The following is an 18,305-nucleotide window of genomic DNA, read 5'->3' on the forward strand; positions in this document are numbered from 1 at the left end:
ACTTTACGATGCCTGAATTAAACTATGGGGACTACTCACAAGAAAACAACCTTAATTGGCCGCAACTCGTGTTATTTGATGAAGGATAGCTTGCTTTAGGATTTTTTATAGCACAAAGGAAAATTCAGACATGCTTCAGACGCATTTGTTGGACTAAATACGTCTGAAACCTCTATGTTTAACGTGCTTCTTACTTGTAGTATGAGTTGTCAGTCACTGTATGATCAGTCACATCACGAACACCGAGCAGGCCCGGAAGTCGTTCGATTAAGGTTTTCTCTACACCGTCTTTTAATGTCAGATCTACGGCACTACACCCCTGACAACCTCCGCCGAATTTCAGTACAGCGATATAGCCATCCGTTTCTTCAATCAATTCGATCAACTTAACTTCACCACCATGTGACGCTAGTCCAGGGTTGATATCGCTATAAAGAATATAATTAATCTGCTCGCTCATCGGGCTATCCGATGACACTTTTGGCACTTTAGCATTCGGCGCCTTAATAGTCAGCTGCCCACCCATACGATCCTGAGAATAATCAACCAGCGCCTCTTCAAGATAAGGAAGGCTGTTGCGCTCAAAGTAAAAGCGTATCTTACTAAGCTCTAATACTTCGTCGTCTTCAACCAATTCATCCGGTCTGCAATAGGCAAGGCAGGTTTCAGCATAAGGCGTACCCGGCTGCGTAACAAACATCCTTACAGCAATACCTTCAACATTTTGCTTAGAGAGTAAATCGGCCAGATATATTTCTGCGCCTTCGGTAACCGTCATGTTCATTTTTACACCTGAATACATACATCAATACAAATAAAGTATCAGGATACACCGAATCTAATTCCGAGTAAATTGATCAGATATTATACGATTGCAAAAATCGAAGAGTCGATACCTGAAAAATATTTTATTTAACTCTCTTCTCCCTTTTCAGCCATACCCTATATTATTTTATGGCATGTAAACGCCAGCAAGCAATATCAAAATCAGGCCACGCAAAACCGTCGAGTAAAGTTTACAGGTCGCGCTAAACAGCTCTCTTGCGCTTCTGTTACAATGTATCTGCGTATACATGGAGTTTATTAAATGGCTGAACATTCAGTAGTTTTTTCTTTTTTTCTTATCTTTACCGGCGCCGCCATTCTGGCGTCTCTGGCACTCTATACCCGACAACCATTACTGATAGCTTACATCGTACTGGGGGCATTATTTGGCCCTTATGGTTTTAAATTTATTTCTGATACAGCGCTTCTTGCAGACATGTCGCATATCGGTATTATTTTCCTTTTGTTTTTACTCGGGCTGGATATGCAGCCTTCGCATTTAATTCAGATGATAAAAAAAGCAACCTGGGTTGCCGTTGGCAGCTCTGTTATTTTTTTAGTTGCCGGTTATTTGGCAGCACTGCTTTTCGGATACACGCAGACAGAGTCTGTAATTATTGGCGCAGCGATGATGTTTTCCAGCACCATCATCGGCATTAAACTACTACCCACAACCGTCCTGCATCATCGCCATACGGGCGAACTGGTGGTAGGTTTATTGCTACTGCAGGATGTCATCGCCATCATAGTGTTGCTGGTTTTGTACAGCGGCCAAAATGAAACCAATGGCGCAATGAGCCTGATCATGCCGCTACTCGCTTTACCGTTATTGATCCTGGTAGGCATCGTGCTCGTTAAATACATCATATTAAAATTAATTCATCGCTTTGACCGTTTCCACGAGTATATCTTTCTGCTTGCCATTGGCTGGTGTCTGGGCATGGCTGAAGGAGCCCAATATATCGGGCTATCCGCAGAGATGGGCGCGTTTGTTGCGGGCGTAGCCTTAGCGACCAGTCCAATCTCTCAATACATCGCGACCAACCTCAGACCTTTACGTGACTTTTTCCTGATCTTATTTTTCTTTTCGGTAGGCGCAAGTTTCAACCTGGGGTTAATCGGCCAGATAATTTTACCTGCCGCCCTGCTGGCTGTACTTGTGGTTGGATTAAAACCGGTGATATTCCGTCTGCTGTTAAAAACCATCAAAGAAGACAACGCGATGTCATGGGAAGTAGGCTTTCGATTGGGGCAAATCAGCGAATTTTCATTGCTCATTGCCTATATTGCAGCCAGCGCAGCGATGATAGGCCAAGAGGCTTCACACGTCATACAAGCGACAGCCATTCTTACCTTCCTGCTGTCGACCTATGTTGTTATTTTTAACTTCCCTTCGCCGATCGCAGTTTCTGACAAATTAAGACGAGATTAATAACACTCGTCTTAATCTTCTCAGCCATTTTTAGGCTAAAAGCGGCTGCGATCACGCTGCTCCCACAAAGTACGCGCTAACAACAAAGCAGGTGCTTGTTGATCCGCTTTTCCCAGCAACACCAATAACGCAGCCAACGTACTGACCACTGCACCTTCTCCATACTCATGCACGACCTCGCCACGCCAACATGCCAGCAGCAAGGAAGGTTCCAACACTTCATCTTTAACAACCCGTTTTGCAAAAATTCTAGGCCACTGCTCATCAGATAATTCACCCTGGCGAATCCAGCGTACTTCACAATCCGAGTCAGGTTTAATTTCAGCCTCACCACCATCGCCACGTATAGTCAGCCCATGCTGTACACCCAACAATTGGCTGGTCTGCTGATGCATTGGCGCATAAGCCGGATGAAAAACTCCATCGACGGTACACTCTGAATTTAAAGGATTGATCAATCGACACAAGGTGTGCACAGGTGAACGCAGTCCTAAAATAGGACGCAATTGGATAATTTCACCCAACCGAGGCACCATCTCATCAATAGAGAGAAAAGCATACTGCTGCTGCGCTAAATGATCTGCGACCTGCTGCCAATTTTGCGACGCGGCTAAACCGAAAACGGACAGTATATCCTCTATATAAACCCGCCCCTGGGTGTGCCCTTTTGAGCCATGCATGAAAACACGCACATTGTTTTCAGAGAGGACAAAGGCAGCCAATAAAAACCAGGGCAACTGCCGTTTTTTGCCCGCGTAAGTTGACCAATCAAGGTCAGCTTTCAATGATTCAGGCGCTGATGAATGTAAACGTGCGGCTTTAACAAACCCCGTCAACTCCTCGGGTGACTCCTCTTTTACCCGCAACAACATAAGAAAAGCACCCAACTGTTCTGGCCGGACAGCGCCCGACAAAATCATGCTCATTGCCTCAAAAGCTTCCTCTTGCGTTAGCGATCTCGACCCTTTTTTTCCTTTACCCAAAATGCGCACATACGGCGCGAACGGATGCTCAGCCACTACAACACCTCCATAATCAGATCAGGCGCACACTATACAATAGAAACTAGCATGATTGAGCCTGATACCTTGATACGCAGTATGATAAAATGCGGCCAGCTTATTCTGGAAAGTAATATGAAACGAAAACCGATACGTTTTGGTCGTCCAACCACCAAAAAAAAACCGCTTCCTGATGAAGCACTGACGCTGCATATTGAGTCACTCAGCCAAGAGGGGCGTGGTGTTGCCCGACATGAAGGCAAAACCATTTTTGTAGAAGACGCCTTGAGTGGCGAGGACGTTGAAGCGCAAATCAGCGTACAACACAAACGCTATGATGAAGCAAAACTCGTCAAGGTCATTACTCCATCGTCAGATCGCAGCAAACCACTTTGTCAGCATTATGAGGAATGTGGTGGCTGCCAATTACAACATTTAGAGCACAGCGCGCAGATTCAGGCAAAGCAGGCTAATGTACTCAATCAATTGAAGCGATTTGGCGAGCAGGAGCCCCTCATTATTGAGTCACCGATTCAGTCTGAGCCGTGGCACTACCGTCGCTCTGCACGCATAGGCTTAAATGTATTACAAAAAAGTGATGAAGCCATCGTTGGCTTTCGTCGCAGAAAAAGTAATAAGTTACTGCAAATAACCAACTGCCCGGTACTCGATCTTCGGGCCGAAACAATCTTCATCGATCTTAAAGACACACTGAATCAACTGACTAACAGTAAAACATATACGCATGCCGAGCTACTGTTCGGCGATGAGTCTCAGTCCTTGCAATTACGCTGTAAAGGAAAGCCTAAACAAGATGACCTCTCAGTGCTGACGGCCTTTGCACATAACAAACAATTCAATCTGTACCTGAAAACAGATGTGGCACAAGTAACGCTTGTTGAGCTCAGTACCAACAGTTATAGCCTGCCAGCTGAAAACATCAGCCTGCACTTTCAACCGGGTGACTTTCTACAAGTGAATGCAGACGTTAACAAACTGATGATTCGTCAAGCAATTGAGTGGCTACAGCTATGCAAAGAAGATATCGTACTGGACCTTTTCTGCGGCTTAGGTAATTTCACACTCCCTATAGCAAGACAGGTTAAACAGGTCACCGGGATCGAAGGCTCTGACGAGATGGTTAAGCGCGCCTCCCAGAATGCGATTACTAACAAGATTGATAATGCCAGCTTCTTCCGGGCAGACCTGTCGGCCGATAATCAGCATCAACCCTGGCTTAACTCGGCCTGCAACAAGATTATTCTTGATCCGCCACGCACCGGGGCTTATGAACTACTCTCCCAACTTCTCTCAAAGCAGTCATCCCTCGCCCAGGAGATTCTTTATATCTCATGCGAACCGTCTGCATTAGCCAGGGATAGCAAGCTGCTGTTAGATAAAGGTTATCAACTCAGTCGTTTCAACGTCATGGATATGTTCCCGCATACCAGTCATGTTGAGTCGATGGCGCTTTTTACAAAAAGCAGTAAAAAGAAACAAAGCGGGACAAAAAAATGATCCCTGTACTGTTTGCTGATGAGCACTTTATTATCATTAATAAGCCGCATGACTTGCTTTCAGTACCCGGCAAGGGGCCGGAGAAACAAGATTGTGTAGGGCGCAGGATTCAAGCTGAAAGCCATCCTACTGCCCGCATTGTGCACCGACTGGACTACGCCACTTCAGGTCTGATGGTCCTGGCCCTGACGGCTGATTCGCTGGTACAACTCAGTCGATTGTTCCAGGAACATAAGATGTGCAAAAGATACCACGCCATTATTAGCGGCACCCCCACCGAAGATAACGGTATAATCGAGCAGCCTTTACGCTGCGATTGGGAGCGGCGCCCACTACAAATGATCGACCATGATAAAGGAAAATACGCCCTTACCCGCTGGGAAAGAATAGAAACGCTCACCGACTCCACACGCGTCTTTCTTTATCCGCAAACAGGGCGTTCCCACCAACTGCGCGTACATATGCTATGGATGGGCCATCCGATTACCGGCGATCGCTTCTATGCTGATGAAAAAGCCCTCAGCCTATCTGACAGGCTAATGCTGCATGCAGAAGAACTTTCGTTTACCCACCCCTACACTCAAGAACCCCTCTCGTTTTTGGCTGAAGCACCTTTTTAAAGGCATAAGTTAAAGGTATACGCTAAAAGCAAAGATTAAAGGCGCTCAAGTCAAAGATACTCAAACGACTCGGCGCACAACATTCTGGCTGTCATGGTTTTTGATATTATCGACCGTCTGGTCGATAATACGCTGGCGAGCCTCCTTACTTCCCCACGCGCTATGCGGTGTAACAATAAGGTTAGGGATGTCTGACGATAACAACGGATTGCCCTGACGCGGCGGCTCTTGAGTCAGGACATCGGTGGCCGCACCAGCCAGCGCGCCGCAACGTAACGCATCGGCAAGTGCCTGCTCATCAACCACACCGCCACGGGCAACATTGACCAATACGGCCTCTTTTTTCATCAACGCGAGTGCACTGGCATCAATAAGATTATTTGTTTCAGCGGTTAAAGGACAATGTATCGAGAGCACATCTACCTCAGGCAATAGTTTCTCCAGAGATATACGTCCTTGGCGCTGATCTGTCACAGAACGACTGGCAACCAGTACTTCCATACCAAACGCTTGTGCTATTTTTGCAACGCCTTGCCCCAGGTGACCATAGCCAATGATACCTATTTTGCGGCCACTTAATTCTCTGATGGGAAAATCAAGCAAACAAAACTGCGAAGCCTTTTGCCATTCACCTGCGCGGACCGCCCGGTCATAATTAAGCAGGTTAGTATGTAGTGCCAGAATCAACGAAAACGTATGCTGAACAACCGAAGGGATGCCATATGCCTGGCAGTTATACACAGCCACACCCTCTGCCGCGGCGGCTTTAAGGTCAACATTATTAGTACCCGTTGCCACCACGCAAATCATTTTCAAGTGTTTAGCGCTGCTAATGGCGGCCTGTGTTAACTGCACCTTATTGACGATAATGACATCGGCATCTTTAACTCTCTCGGTTACCTGCTCCGCTGATGTTCCCTGAAAAGTGGTCAAGGTATCAAAGCAGTTTTCAAGAACACTCAAATCGAGGTCATCCAGCCCCTGAAGATCAAGAAACACAGCATTCATTTTGTTCTCCATACACTCTTAAAAAATAAGGAATATAAATAAGAAATAAAAAAAGGAGCACGCGGCTCCTTAAGTATCAAATCAACACCTTGGCTATTGAAGGACCTTTACAGTGGATCTCTTCTCTGAACACTTCCCTCAGCAAAGGCTCAATTCAGCGCATTACCCTGCTGTCATATTATCCTTAATAGACCACAGAATTTCTTCTGCAATAATCGCCGGTGCAGCTAAACCTTCTTCATTTCTGACCGTAATATAAACACCAGAACGCGTCCGGTTCATCTTCAACTGATATTTGCCAACGTGTTCAAAAGCGTTGGTATCAGCGTTGAAGCTACCTTTCGCTTTTTCGCCACCAAAGACATAAATAACCCGCCCTGCAAGCCATATTTTATAACCCTTCTGGTTGGCCGGGTTGTTGGGATCAGCTAACGCCTGCACTTCACCCTCCTCCAGCACAGGAGTCTCCACCGCATCCTTAGAGCTATAGCTAATGCCATCAGCAGTGTTTATGCCCAGTGCAGAAGAGATAGTACTCGTGCTCAGTTTGATTTCTTCGCGGTCAGAGAACAGCCATTCAAAGAATCCCATATCCTTCTTGCTTTCCAGCGGTGTGGATGTCGTATAAGTAATGTACAACATCCCTATATTTTGATCACGAGTACCCACATCAACGCCTGCACGATCAACAGCAGCATTCAGCATATTCCATGATTCATCGATCGGGGCATCAATTTTCATCACCGGATTACCACGCGAATCACGCCCTAATAATGGATGAGTACTCTGTTGCTGCTGAATAGCCAGCAATGAACGCTCGCTAGGCTTTACAGATGCCTTACTCATATAGCGCAGCATTTCAAACATCATATCAGACTGGTAGCCAACATCCTTTGAAGTCGCATCCCAGTTAATATCTGTGACGGTTTGACTTTCAGGAAACTGAGCATGCTTCATCTCAATAGAGGTGCGCTGATAGTTTTCCGGATCCGGGCGTAAGCGGACTTGCAACTTGTTACGAGAACCACCAGGAATATCCTGCAAAGTCAGATGCTTAATCCAGCGATCCGTGAAGCTGAGTTCGGGGCCATTCAATATAATCCAGTCACTTTCAATTACACCCTGACGAGCATCGGCACTGGCTATCTCGACGCCGTTAAATTTCATAAAATCCAGGGTTTTTTCCCATACTGCAGCAATCGGCTCATCGACTACAATGATCTTCTGATCACCCAGTTTTTTCAGGTTGACTGATTTACTGCCCGTGTCGGCATAAAAGAACTCAGGGCGAGGCACTTCAAACTCTTTTGTTCTGACAGAGGCTGTCTCGCCGATTGTCGGTATAACAAACTGATCCTGCGTCGGCTTCGCCTGAATATGTGCCGGAATCTCCAACTCCTTACCGACGGTTGCCTTTTCGTACTCCTGGTTCCGGTCTTTTAAAACCCCATCTTCGCCATAGATCGGATTTTTACCGATCATACTACAACCGCTGGTTGTGACCAGCCCAACCAGAATTACTGAGGTAAGCAACCGTGTGTTCATCAAATATTTCCTACTTTAGTACGTTGCAATCAACAAGTGCCTGACGCACTACAGGCCGACATTCTTCTGATAACACTGTTAGTGGCAAACGAATACCCAGATCCATCAAACCCATTTCATGCATGGCCCATTTTACCGGGATAGGATTGGCTTCAATAAAAAGCTGCGTATGCAACGGCATCATACGTTTTTGGATTGCACGTGCTTGTTCAGATTTACCTTCAAGCCCCAGGTGACACATCCGGGCCATCTCAGCAGGCGCCACATTGGCTGTTACCGAGATATTACCCTGACCACCGGCAATAATCATCTCGATGGCGGTTGCATCGTCTCCAGAGTAGATGGCAAAACCTTCAGGCGCTTTCTCAATCAGAAGACGAGCACGCTCCAGATCACCTGTTGCTTCTTTAATGCCCACAATATTTGGGATCTGAGCCAAACGCAGTACCGTTGGAGGCAACATATCACATGCTGTACGCCCGGGTACGTTATACAGAATCTGTGGAATATCCACCGCTTCGGCAATCGCTTTAAAATGCTGAAACAAGCCTTCCTGTGTTGGCTTATTGTAATAAGGCGTCACCAACAAGCATGCATCAACGCCAGCCCCTTTCGCTTCACGCGTCAGTTGAATCGCTTCCGTTGTAGAATTCGCACCGGTACCTGCAATAACAGGAATGCGGCCTTTCACACGTTCAACAACACGTTTAATTACCGCGCAATGCTCTTCACAATTAAGTGTTGCTGACTCACCTGTCGTGCCTACTGCAACGATAGAATCTGTGCCGTTTTCCAGATGAAAGTCGACAACTTTATCAAGACCAACCCAGTCGATCTCTCCGTTTTCTTTCATTGGAGTTACAAGCGCTACGATGCTGCCGGTAATCATTTTATTCTCCGTTAACTAAGGCCTGGCGTTATTGCATTTAACTGCACACATCCAAAACCTGATCTGATATCGTATAAGGCTCGATATTCTATACGAAATAAAGTCCATAAGCGTAGTAACCACGCCGCTTTTTTGTAAATAGAGGTGAAAGAATAATGCCAAACATAGTTGTAGGACAATCTGTAACAGACTTCACAGCATCAGCCACCAGCGAAAATACGCTTTCCTTATCAGATTTCAAGGGTAAAAATCTCGTCATATTTTTCTACCCTAAAGACAATACGCCGGGATGTACTACCGAGGGACAGAATTTCAGAGACCTTTTTGACGAGTTTGATGCAGCCAATACTGTGATTCTTGGTGTCAGTCGTGACAGCCTGCGTGTACATGAAAACTACAAAGCCAAACACAGTTTCCCTTTCGAACTGATCAGTGACCCTGAAGAGGCTCTGTGTAAACATTTTGATGTGATTAAATTGAAGAAACTCTATGGAAAAGAATATATGGGTATTGAGCGCAGTACTTTTCTTATCGATACCCAGGGTGTACTGCGCCAAGAATGGCGAAAAGTGAAAGTTAAAGGTCACGCAGACGAAGTGCTGGCAGCGGTTAAAGCACTGAACAGCTAAAGCCCCATCAATAAATGCTCAGCTCCCTGCTGAGCATTACTTATTCATCTGGCTATGCCGCTATCTCTTCCTTTGCATCAGCATCCATCGGCCCCGGCCAGGCATTCAGTATTGCTTTGACCAGCGTCGCTAATGGAATAGCGAAAAACACCCCCCAGAAGCCCCACAGTGTACCAAAAATCAACACCGCTACGATAATAGAAATAGGATGAAGGTTAACCGCTTCAGAAAACAGCAGCGGCACTAACACATTACCGTCCAATGCCTGAATAATCCCATAAGCGATCATCAGGTACATAAACTCTCCGCCCCAGCCCCATTGAAAGAATGCAATAAGCGCCACGGGTAATGTCACTAAGGCCGCTCCAATATAGGGAATCAAAACAGACAAGCCGACTATTATCCCTAACAAGGCGGCATAATTAATACCAAGCCACAGGAAAGTTACATAGGTTACCGTGCCGACGATAAGAATCTCAATCACTTTTCCACGAATGTAGTTAGCAATCTGATCGTCCATCTCTTGCCAAACGCTGGTCATCATTTTACGTTTGTTGGGCAGAAAAGTAATCCACCAACGCACCAGTGAGCGTCCATCTTTGAGGAAGAAAAACACTAATATAGGCACCAACACCAGATACACAAGCAGCGTCATTATTCCCGTCAGCGAGTTCAACGAGAAGGTAAATACCCACTGCCCGGCATTGGACAACTCACTGGAAGCGAGCTGCATGATGTCCCGAATCTGAGATTCTGAAACCCATTGCGGGTACTCCTGCGGCAAAACCAGCAGTAGCGCCTGAACCTGCTGCACCATGCGTGGAAGCTCCTGGAGTAAAGTCGTCAACTGTTTCCATGCCAATGGGAAAACCACCAGCGAGAGTGCCAGCAAGAAACTTAAAAATGCTGAAAAGACAATGCCCACAGACAGAATATGCGGGACTTTCCTTTTCACCAGGATATCAACCCCGCCCTGCATCAGAAAGGCTAAAATAAGCCCGGCAAAAACTGGTGCCAAAGGCTTACCTAACGTAAGAATAATGAGTAAAAACGCACCGATTAACAGAAACAGAAACAGTGCTTCTTCATCAGAAAAATACCGTTCTATCCATTTTGAGATAATTGCTCTCATGGTTGATCTATCCAGTCAATAATAAGTTAGCCGCGCCGAATCAGGTAAGTATATTCGGATTCACCAATGAACGAGTTCAATAACTCGTGGTCAGACTGATCAGTAAAGGCTTTAAAATCCCTGACCGATCCAACATCTGTTGCAATAACTTTAAGCACTTGCCCTTTGGCAAGCTTGTTTAAAGCCTGCTTTGCCTTGAGTAACGGCAAGGGACAATTTAAACCGCTAGCATCTAATATTTCGTCAATTTTACATTCTTGCATTTAAGGCCCATATTTCAAGACATTACAAAAATAATCGCCTTTTGGAGGCACCGGTAATAGCAACGCGGTAAGATAATGACATGCTTCACACGACCATGAAAGAGAACAGGAAGGACTGAATGCGCTTAATTCACTTTATTTTATGTGCGGCAATGCTATCCGGGTCGCCATTGAGCGGTGCGGACAATAATTTACCGGTTATTGCAGACACTACCTCCAGCATCATATCTCTTGAAAAAGAGCATAGAGTCGGCCAAGCATGGGCACGCACCTTACGAGGCAGTGCCCCTTTATTAAATGATCCTATTACTTACTCCTACCTTAATGATTTACTGTGGCAGCTAACCGCACATAGCCAGCTACAGGATAAGCGTCTCGACCTCATCGTACTGGACAACCCAACACTGAATGCGTTTGCCGTGCCTGGCGGTATCGTAGGAATACATGGAGGGCTGTTACTGTCTGCGGAGAAAGAGGATGAACTCGCTTCGGTTATTGCCCATGAGCTGGCACATCTAAGCCAACGGCATTTTGCGGCACAATTGGAAGAATCACGCCGCAACCGCCCTTTCACCATGGCTGCTATGCTAGCCAGTATTCTGATTGCTGCCGCTGACTCACAGGCGGGTATGGCGGCGATCACTACATCCATAGCTGCTCAACAGTCATCGAGCCTGGCGTTTAGCCGCCTCAACGAACAGGAAGCTGATCGCATTGGCATGCAAAATCTGGCGGAGGCTGATATTGACCCTAATGCCATGCCGCGCATGTTCTCCAGAATGCAGCAGTCACAGCGTTTTCAGGGAAGCCGCCCTCCTGAGTTTCTCTTAACCCATCCGGTAACAGAGTCGCGTATCGCTGATTCATTGAACCGGGCCTCACAACTTCCAACACCTTCAACCAGCCGAACATCTTTAGACTTCGACCTTACCCGCACTCGAATGGTCGTACATTTTTCAAGCAATCCGCAAAAAGCGCTAAACCATTACCGATCAGCCACAAAATCAACGCAGCAACCTCTGGACTATTACGGGCTGGCTGTCGCTGCTATCCGCATGAACCAATTTAAACTTGCTGAAAACGCCTTAAAAAAATTGCCTGCATCGTGGAGGCAACACCTGTTTGTCAAACTCACCGAAGCTGAGCTGCAGCTCGCGGCTGAAGCATGGTTAACCGCCAGCAAGCAACTAGAGGAGTTAAACAGCCTTTTTCCCGACCATTATGCGGTCGAACAACTACTGGCAAAAGCCTATATGGGAGCAGAGCAGCCCGATAAAGCCATTAGCATATTAAACCGTCTTAAAAAGGACTACCCCACTGACACTAATGCCTGGTACCTCCTGTCAGAAGCGCTGGGCCAGGCGGGTAAAGCCGTTGCTGTTCATCAAGCAAGAGTAGAATATTTTTTACTCACCGGGCAAATTGACAAAGCACTACAACAAATTATTTATGCCCACCGTGAATCAGGCCTGACCTCATCCGATAAAGCACGACTGATACAATTGGAAATAGACACAAAGAGAGTAAGAGACGAGATGAAAATGGATTTTTAGACGGATACTTTCTGCAAAGCCCGATACATACCTTCACGGCCCTGGTTATCATTCGCCAAAAAGATAAATCACGACCGGGGCTAGTGTTAACGTTAAAACCTTTACGTCAGCACCCGGGATAAAGCGGCTTGAATAACGCTCTCAGCAGTAACTTGCCCTCCCGACAAAGCCGGGATTAATAGCGTTTCCCTGCAGATAGCAATTGCCACCAGCGCTACACAGTCCTGGTGCTCGCCGCAGTGCTTTTGAAGTAATGATCTACAGTCATCCATCAATACCTGATCAAAGGCTGTACACAGCTGATAGGTCACTTCATCCAGCTTGTGACGTTCGCCATAACACATTCGATAAACAGCCAAATACTCAGGAACACCAGCCAACTGACGAAAAATCGCCACCATCGCTGCTTCCAACGACAAAGAATCATCACCTAAAATTGCTTGTCTTTGCCCTTGTGCCTCCTGCAACAGCTCCTCCAAGAGGGCTGTTAACAATGCCTGTTTGGTCGGGAAATTATTATACACCGTCGGCTTTGAGACCCCTGCCGTTTGTACGACCAAATCAATCGATGTGCCCTGATAACCCGATGTCGCAAACAACTGTCTCGCTGCATCCAGAATCACTTGTTTTTTAGAAGGACGACCACGCGCCATAAAAACTCCATTGACGCCAGTAAGAATTTTTATTATCTTTACCGAACCGTTTAGTTAATAAATTAGTTTATATAGGCACGATCATGAATGATGAAGGACGTTTTGGTCAATACGGCGGGAGCTTTATCCCGGAAATACTCTACAGCAGTCAGCAACAACTGCTAAAAGCCTATCGCGAAGCCATGGCTGATACCTCTTTCGTGCAGCTCGTCAAATCTGAAATGCAGGATTTTTCAGGTCGCCCTACCCCGCTGACTTATTGCGCCAACCTGACGAAAACGATCGGTGGTGCACAGATCTATCTGAAACGTGAAGATCTGAACCACAGCGGTGCCCACAAGATGAACAACGTCATAGGTCAGGGCTTACTCGCAAAACGCATGGGTAAAACGCGCATCATCGCCGAAACGGGCGCAGGCCAGCACGGTGTCGCCAGCGCGTTGGTTGCAGCCCGCCTGGGGTTGGAGTGCACCGTATATATGGGTGCTCATGATATCGAACGCCAGTACCCCAATGTGTTCTGGATGAAACAGCTAGGTGCAACGGTCGTACCGGTAACAACCGGTGCCGCCACTCTCAAGGATGCCTTGGATGAAGCACTACGAGACTGGTCGTCCAGCTATGAAGACACCCATTATCTGATCGGCACTAGCTGCGGTTGTGCGCCTTATCCAGAAATGGTCGCAGGTTTTCAGTCCGTGATCGGCGAAGAGGTAAAAGAGCAATCTATCCAGCAGTTTGTCAGGTATCCCGACCGCATCTATGCCTGCGTTGGCGGCGGCAGTAACGCCTGCGGCATATTCTTACCCTTCGTCGATACTCAAACTGAACTTGTCGGCGTGGAAGCTGGCGGACGCAGCAATGCCCCGGGCGACCACGCGATGCGCTTTAATACCGACCAGGCACGCTTTGGCATCGCACAAGGCTTTGCGACACGTTTTCTGCAAGATAGCGAAGGTCAGTTACAACCCACACATTCGATATCAGCCGGATTAGATTACGTTGGCGTCTCTCCGATATTGGCTGATCTGGAGGAAAAGGGAAAAGTCCGCATGACCAGCGCCAACGATAATGAAGTTATCGAAGCTTTTAAAATGCTCACCCGCCACGAAGGCATTATCCCTGCGCTGGAGTCGTCCCATGCGGTAGCAGGAGCATTAAGAGAAGCCGCTGGTATGTCTGCTGAGGAATATATTGTTATCAATATCTCAGGGCGCGGCGACAAGGATATATTCAATATAGCCAAAGCATTGAATGACGAACCCTTCACTGATTTCTTGCATGCATATTTAAAGGAGGAGACAGCACAATGAACAAGCTAACCTCATACATACAGCAACAGCGACAAAACAAACCTCTTTTGATGATGACCCATGTCGTTTATGGCTATCCGAACATAGAAAAAAGCCTTGAGATAATGCAACTGATGTTAGAGAAGGGTGTAGAAATTCTCGAAGTGCAATTTCCTTTTTCAGACCCGGTAGCGGACGGCCCAACCATTACCACTGCATGCCACCATGCCCTGGAGCACAAGCCCACACTCAGCCAATGCCTTAAAGATATAAAAAAGCTTGCCCAACAATACCCAGACAGTCGCATGCTGTTGATGAGTTATCTTAACCCCCTGCTACAACCAGGGTTTGAGTCCTTAGCAGAGCAGATGGGCGACGATATCGTCGGTGTGATTATTCCTGACCTGCCAATAGACCATCATGACATGCTGACTCCGCTTACCGATAAAGGCATTTCACCGATTTGGCTTATCACTCCTGATATGCACGAAGATCGTATTCGGCTGGTAACCGAACAAGCCCAGGGGATGCTTTATTGTGTCAGCCGCTCCGGTGTGACAGGGCAACTGGCTGCCGGCGAGGATAGCGCCAGGATGCAACATATGCAGCGCTATCTAAAGACGATCCGACAATCTACCCCGCTGCCATTAGCGGTGGGATTTGGCATCAACAGCAGCGAAGATATCGCCGCGCTCAAAGGGCATGCAGATGTCGCCATTGTTGGCTCTGCGTTTTTAAATGCATTTAATAATAATGGCTTAGAAGCGGTTTCTCATAAGTTAAAGGAACTACAAGCGTAGCCTTAACAGATAACACTATGGCGAATAACAGGGGTTGTATGGGCTGCGTTTCAGGCAGCCCTTGGATGCTTTACCCTGCTCCTCAGCAGCATAACTTCCAGAAGAAACGAGTAACAAAACACAGCTACTTATAACGATAATCACATGTCTTAAACGGCTACCCATAAAACATGTGAAATAGCCATTTAAGAGCACCCGCAACCTGGTGCTCTTTTTCCATTTAGATCTGTTTTTTAGCGGTAGCTGCTTTTGCATCCAAACCTAGCAATCTGTCGATCGATAAGATTCCCGGGCCACATGCAACAATAACCAGCAAGGAAGCCGCCCACCATGAAGCAGGATTTATCCAATGATCCCATGTTGGAAATACAGCCAGCTGAATAAACAGTGTCATACCAATAAGTCCTAATGCAGCGAAGCGAGAAAACAAACCGAGTATCAGCAATATAGGAAGTAAGACCTCGACAACACCGGCTGACACCGCGAGCAATTCGATTATTTTTACAACAAAAGAGCCTTCGACATACTCAAGTGTTTCCGGGTTGCAAAGCTGCAACGCGCCGGGCCTTACGGGATCAGGACAGAAAAACTCATACATAAACAGGTCGTATTTTTCGACATTAAACTTTAAAAAACCATCCCACTTAGTTAATCCCGAATCAAGAAAAACTTTGGCCACCATAAAACGAAGAAAAAATAGTGCCAAGGGTTCTAAAAACCGCGACAACTGCTGGCCAATTTGCAGATAAAACTGACGTAACTTTTCTAGCATATTCATATTTATATTTATTCCTTATTTTTTATAACCGGCACTAAAGCATTTCAATGTCTAATAATTCATTTTGTAAGCATGCGGAGAAAACATCGCTGACTTCAAAATTTTCGTCCACCTCTAATGCTGCATCAAAAGCTTCACCCAGCAGCCTACCCTTACCCTCGCCCTGCAGAGCCTGCATAAGTGCAACTTCTGCTAAAGACAATGCGCGCGCTTGCACTGCGCCCTGCACACGCCAAAACATAACGAAACCAGCAGCAGAGGATTCGCTATTCTGAGCCCCTTCATCATTGTTAGGTATTTTTAGTGAAATCCATTCAGACAAGGAGCCACTGCCCACGCTAAGCAGTAACACACTGGCATTTAACCTCACCCTCGCCCTGGCAAGATCGTGGCCCTGCTCCATCAATATTGTGGCATTCTCTGCCGTTAATGTTTTATCTGAATCAGCACTCATCAGACTTGTTAACCATGCATAATCCAGGCGTGCTATATCAGCCAGATTGAGCGAGGCCGAGGCCTTGGCATTAAGCGACAGCAACGAGCGTAACGACGGTTCAGCTGCACCCTGCTGGCTCATGAAGTCAGCAAGAAAGCCTGGAAAGCTCTGCCCATATCCCACCAAGGTACCTTGTTGAGGTGGAAAGAGATCAACATAGAGCCGCGCGACATTTCTGAAGCTCTCACTTCCCAGCAATTTTTGGCACACGGGGAAATTAGCCGCTAGTGCATCTACGCAGCCTTTGTAAAAACCGTTTCGATAAACAGCCAGGCGCTTTATATGATCTGAGTTTTCACAAAAGTGCCCCATAGCACTGGCATCACCGCTACGTAAATAGCGGGTAAATGCATCGATATAATGATGCACACTCATTAGCGAACCTCCTTTTATAAAGTCAGTCTTGCAGGCTCAGTCATGTAGGCTCCGTCTTAGAGGCTCAGACTTAATTTTTTACCTGCCCACTGGTCTAAATAACGTTGCGCTGTTTGACGCTCGCTTAGCAGTTCTGCAAACGGTGGTATATTAGCATCACGCTCAACTAACACAGGCCGATGACCAAACAGATCCAATGCCTGCTCGAGTAACGCCCATACCGAAAGATCGACTGCGGCCGCATGGCTGTCAATTAACAGAGATTGCCCTAATTCAGGATCAGGATCATGTCCTGCGATATGTAGCTCACCAACCAGTTCGGCAGGAATCTTCGATAGATAGGCAAATGCATCAATACCGGTATTTTTACTACTGATGTACAAGTTATTAATGTCGATAAGTAAGCCACAACCGCTGCGCCTTGCCGCTTCGACCAAAAACTCAGGTTCATCCATCTCACTGGTAAAATCCAGATAATTACTGGGATTCTCAATTAAAATAGATCGACCAATGCCTGACTGATAACAGTCGATGCCATCAATCAAAGACTGAAGCGCATCGTGCGTACGAGGTAATGGCATCAGGTCTGCAAAGTATTGACCACCTGATCTGGACCAAACAGCATGTTCCGACACCAGTGCAGGCTGAAACTCATCGATCAACGCCTTCACCTGCTTAATATGCGCAGGCATGCTTTGATGATCAGAACCCAGAGACCCTCCGACACCATGAAAACTGAGGTCGTAGTTTTGACGAATAGCTCTGAGATAATGTAATCGAGGCCCACCCGCAACAAAATAGTTTTCTGTATGCACCTCAAACCAAAGATCATCACCTATTGAAGTAGCGCCTCCCTTCGGTGACCTAGCTAACGCCAAAATATCGTCAAGGTGCTCGGCCTTTAAACCAAGGCCGGCACCCAGATGATCTCCAGCAACGACAGTTTGCTGAGGCAATTGATTAGCCCTCAAGTGAACCTGCACCATTAGGCGTCACAATGAACTCACACGTACCTTTTGGCGCAAATGTCCAGGCGTTAGCTTGAAAGTCGGTTGTGGATGTACCTTCACAACTCGTACCCGCACCCGCCTTGCAATCGTTCTCACCGGCTAACGCGATACCAAAACATTTGTCTTTACGACCACGGATTGTATCACCTGCTAACCAGCCCTGAACCTGAGCCTGAACTTCAGCAGATGCTGTTTCAGAAACTGTCAGTTGACTGTTAGGGCCGGCGACGGCACCTGTGCTTAGCATTGCTGCGGATGCGCCGATTAGTAGTGCTGTGGTTAGGCTTGCTTTTTTCATTGTTATTACTCCTGGTTAAAAGGTCTTTCTTGTTTTTGTTTACATGTTTACATGTTTACATGTTTAACACATTTGATGTTGCTTACTGTAAAGACTGAAACTGAAACGAAACTGAAAACAGCAAATATAAAAACGCCTAACGGATCAATGTTCACCCTGCTGCTTTTTTGCTATGCTCCGCTCTCCTG

19 protein-coding genes are annotated in these 18,305 nt (G+C 46.6%); 7 read left to right on the forward strand and 12 right to left on the reverse strand.

All coding sequences use genetic code 11. The annotated features are described in order from the left end of the window. Window positions 1-190: 190 nt before the first annotated feature. Window positions 191-784, reverse strand: a complete 594-nt coding sequence (gene nfuA / locus BM099_RS10725; RefSeq protein WP_090727855.1) for a Fe-S biogenesis protein NfuA — start codon at window positions 782-784, stop codon at window positions 191-193. A gap of 303 nt (window positions 785-1,087) precedes the next feature. Between nfuA and BM099_RS10730 the strand changes: the two genes are divergently transcribed. Beyond that, complete coding sequence (locus BM099_RS10730) at window positions 1,088-2,257, forward strand: cation:proton antiporter (RefSeq protein ID WP_090727858.1); 1,170 nt, start codon at window positions 1,088-1,090, stop codon at window positions 2,255-2,257. 35 nt (window positions 2,258-2,292) lie between these two features. Here BM099_RS10730 and BM099_RS10735 read toward each other — a convergent pair whose 3' ends face one another. Then, window positions 2,293-3,276 (reverse strand): glycosyl transferase family protein, encoded by a 984-nt coding sequence (locus tag BM099_RS10735; protein WP_090727860.1) that lies wholly within the window; start codon window positions 3,274-3,276, stop codon window positions 2,293-2,295. 117 nt (window positions 3,277-3,393) lie between these two features. On the opposite strand from BM099_RS10735, the gene rlmD reads away from it, so the two are divergent. Together rlmD and BM099_RS10745 are read left to right on the forward strand one after the other, a co-directional pair. Then, window positions 3,394-4,776 (forward strand): 23S rRNA (uracil(1939)-C(5))-methyltransferase RlmD, encoded by a 1,383-nt coding sequence (gene rlmD, locus BM099_RS10740; RefSeq protein WP_090728120.1) that lies wholly within the window; start codon window positions 3,394-3,396, stop codon window positions 4,774-4,776. Continuing rightward, window positions 4,773-5,396, forward strand: a complete 624-nt coding sequence (locus tag BM099_RS10745) for an RluA family pseudouridine synthase (protein WP_090727863.1) — start codon at window positions 4,773-4,775, stop codon at window positions 5,394-5,396. Before rlmD ends, BM099_RS10745 begins: the two co-directional genes overlap by 4 nt. A gap of 60 nt (window positions 5,397-5,456) precedes the next feature. On the opposite strand, the gene BM099_RS10750 is transcribed toward BM099_RS10745, so the two are convergent. The 3 genes from BM099_RS10750 to dapA form a co-directional block, all read right to left on the reverse strand. Then, window positions 5,457-6,404 carry a 2-hydroxyacid dehydrogenase gene (locus tag BM099_RS10750; protein ID WP_090727866.1) on the reverse strand — a complete coding sequence of 316 codons (948 nt, stop codon included), beginning with the start codon at window positions 6,402-6,404 and terminating at the stop codon, window positions 5,457-5,459. Between the two features lie 162 nt (window positions 6,405-6,566). Then, window positions 6,567-7,949: an outer membrane protein assembly factor BamC gene (bamC, locus tag BM099_RS10755; RefSeq protein ID WP_232349086.1), complete on the reverse strand. Its 1,383-nt coding sequence runs from the start codon at window positions 7,947-7,949 to the stop codon at window positions 6,567-6,569. Between the two features lie 10 nt (window positions 7,950-7,959). Further along, entirely contained in the window at window positions 7,960-8,838 is an 879-nt protein-coding gene (dapA, locus tag BM099_RS10760) for a 4-hydroxy-tetrahydrodipicolinate synthase (protein ID WP_090727872.1), read from the reverse strand. A gap of 155 nt (window positions 8,839-8,993) precedes the next feature. On the opposite strand from dapA, the gene BM099_RS10765 reads away from it, so the two are divergent. Then, on the forward strand, window positions 8,994-9,467 hold the full coding sequence (locus BM099_RS10765; protein ID WP_090727875.1) for a peroxiredoxin: 474 nt from the start codon (window positions 8,994-8,996) through the stop codon (window positions 9,465-9,467). A 52-nt stretch (window positions 9,468-9,519) separates the two neighbouring features. Here BM099_RS10765 and BM099_RS10770 read toward each other — a convergent pair whose 3' ends face one another. Together BM099_RS10770 and BM099_RS10775 are read right to left on the reverse strand one after the other, a co-directional pair. Continuing rightward, window positions 9,520-10,599, reverse strand: coding sequence for an AI-2E family transporter (locus BM099_RS10770; RefSeq protein ID WP_090727877.1), 1,080 nt, complete (start codon window positions 10,597-10,599; stop codon window positions 9,520-9,522). Window positions 10,600-10,625: 26 nt separating this feature from the next. Further along, the gene (locus BM099_RS10775) at window positions 10,626-10,862 is read right to left on the reverse strand and encodes a sulfurtransferase TusA family protein (protein WP_090727879.1); all 237 of its coding nucleotides are present in this window, start codon (window positions 10,860-10,862) and stop codon (window positions 10,626-10,628) included. A 119-nt stretch (window positions 10,863-10,981) separates the two neighbouring features. Between BM099_RS10775 and BM099_RS10780 the strand changes: the two genes are divergently transcribed. Further along, a complete protein-coding gene (locus BM099_RS10780; RefSeq protein ID WP_090727882.1) occupies window positions 10,982-12,415 on the forward strand; it encodes a M48 family metalloprotease in 1,434 nt (477 codons plus the stop codon). A 101-nt stretch (window positions 12,416-12,516) separates the two neighbouring features. Here BM099_RS10780 and BM099_RS10785 read toward each other — a convergent pair whose 3' ends face one another. Beyond that, window positions 12,517-13,068 (reverse strand): TetR/AcrR family transcriptional regulator, encoded by a 552-nt coding sequence (locus BM099_RS10785; protein ID WP_090727884.1) that lies wholly within the window; start codon window positions 13,066-13,068, stop codon window positions 12,517-12,519. A gap of 83 nt (window positions 13,069-13,151) precedes the next feature. On the opposite strand from BM099_RS10785, the gene trpB reads away from it, so the two are divergent. Both trpB and trpA read left to right on the forward strand, forming a co-directional pair. Then, entirely contained in the window at window positions 13,152-14,381 is a 1,230-nt protein-coding gene (gene trpB / locus BM099_RS10790) for a tryptophan synthase subunit beta (RefSeq protein ID WP_090727886.1), read from the forward strand. Next, a complete protein-coding gene (trpA, locus tag BM099_RS10795; RefSeq protein ID WP_090727888.1) occupies window positions 14,378-15,160 on the forward strand; it encodes a tryptophan synthase subunit alpha in 783 nt (260 codons plus the stop codon). Before trpB ends, trpA begins: the two co-directional genes overlap by 4 nt. Window positions 15,161-15,380: 220 nt before the next feature. On the opposite strand, the gene BM099_RS10800 is transcribed toward trpA, so the two are convergent. Genes BM099_RS10800 through BM099_RS10815 form a run of 4 tightly spaced genes read right to left on the reverse strand, consistent with a single transcriptional unit; the run spans window position 15,381 to window position 18,117 of the window. Beyond that, complete coding sequence (locus BM099_RS10800; protein WP_090727889.1) at window positions 15,381-15,938, reverse strand: DoxX family protein; 558 nt, start codon at window positions 15,936-15,938, stop codon at window positions 15,381-15,383. 34 nt (window positions 15,939-15,972) lie between these two features. Continuing rightward, complete coding sequence (locus BM099_RS10805; RefSeq protein ID WP_090727891.1) at window positions 15,973-16,809, reverse strand: HvfC/BufC N-terminal domain-containing protein; 837 nt, start codon at window positions 16,807-16,809, stop codon at window positions 15,973-15,975. 56 nt (window positions 16,810-16,865) lie between these two features. Further along, window positions 16,866-17,765 (reverse strand): MNIO family bufferin maturase, encoded by a 900-nt coding sequence (gene bufB, locus BM099_RS10810; RefSeq protein ID WP_232349085.1) that lies wholly within the window; start codon window positions 17,763-17,765, stop codon window positions 16,866-16,868. 4 nt (window positions 17,766-17,769) lie between these two features. Further along, window positions 17,770-18,117: a BufA1 family periplasmic bufferin-type metallophore gene (locus BM099_RS10815; RefSeq protein WP_090727897.1), complete on the reverse strand. Its 348-nt coding sequence runs from the start codon at window positions 18,115-18,117 to the stop codon at window positions 17,770-17,772. Window positions 18,118-18,305 lie beyond the last annotated feature (188 nt).

Origin of the sequence: Neptunomonas qingdaonensis (assembly GCF_900113275.1) — a bacterium.
GTDB classification, from domain to species: domain Bacteria; phylum Pseudomonadota; class Gammaproteobacteria; order Pseudomonadales; family Balneatricaceae; genus Neptunomonas; species Neptunomonas qingdaonensis.

Coding starts and splice junctions, on each gene's coding strand:
- nfuA (WP_090727855.1), bottom strand. CDS start 784: ATGAACATGACGGTTACCGAAGGCGCAGAAATATATCTGGCCGATTTA.
- BM099_RS10730 (WP_090727858.1), top strand. CDS start 1,088: ATGGCTGAACATTCAGTAGTTTTTTCTTTTTTTCTTATCTTTACCGGC.
- rlmD (WP_090728120.1), top strand. CDS start 3,394: ATGAAACGAAAACCGATACGTTTTGGTCGTCCAACCACCAAAAAAAAA.
- BM099_RS10745 (WP_090727863.1), top strand. CDS start 4,773: ATGATCCCTGTACTGTTTGCTGATGAGCACTTTATTATCATTAATAAG.
- BM099_RS10750 (WP_090727866.1), bottom strand. CDS start 6,404: ATGAATGCTGTGTTTCTTGATCTTCAGGGGCTGGATGACCTCGATTTG.
- bamC (WP_232349086.1), bottom strand. CDS start 7,949: ATGAACACACGGTTGCTTACCTCAGTAATTCTGGTTGGGCTGGTCACA.
- dapA (WP_090727872.1), bottom strand. CDS start 8,838: ATGATTACCGGCAGCATCGTAGCGCTTGTAACTCCAATGAAAGAAAAC.
- BM099_RS10765 (WP_090727875.1), top strand. CDS start 8,994: ATGCCAAACATAGTTGTAGGACAATCTGTAACAGACTTCACAGCATCA.
- BM099_RS10770 (WP_090727877.1), bottom strand. CDS start 10,599: ATGAGAGCAATTATCTCAAAATGGATAGAACGGTATTTTTCTGATGAA.
- BM099_RS10775 (WP_090727879.1), bottom strand. CDS start 10,862: ATGCAAGAATGTAAAATTGACGAAATATTAGATGCTAGCGGTTTAAAT.
- BM099_RS10780 (WP_090727882.1), top strand. CDS start 10,982: ATGCGCTTAATTCACTTTATTTTATGTGCGGCAATGCTATCCGGGTCG.
- BM099_RS10785 (WP_090727884.1), bottom strand. CDS start 13,068: ATGGCGCGTGGTCGTCCTTCTAAAAAACAAGTGATTCTGGATGCAGCG.
- trpB (WP_090727886.1), top strand. CDS start 13,152: ATGAATGATGAAGGACGTTTTGGTCAATACGGCGGGAGCTTTATCCCG.
- trpA (WP_090727888.1), top strand. CDS start 14,378: ATGAACAAGCTAACCTCATACATACAGCAACAGCGACAAAACAAACCT.
- BM099_RS10800 (WP_090727889.1), bottom strand. CDS start 15,938: ATGAATATGCTAGAAAAGTTACGTCAGTTTTATCTGCAAATTGGCCAG.
- BM099_RS10805 (WP_090727891.1), bottom strand. CDS start 16,809: ATGAGTGTGCATCATTATATCGATGCATTTACCCGCTATTTACGTAGC.
- BM099_RS10815 (WP_090727897.1), bottom strand. CDS start 18,117: ATGAAAAAAGCAAGCCTAACCACAGCACTACTAATCGGCGCATCCGCA.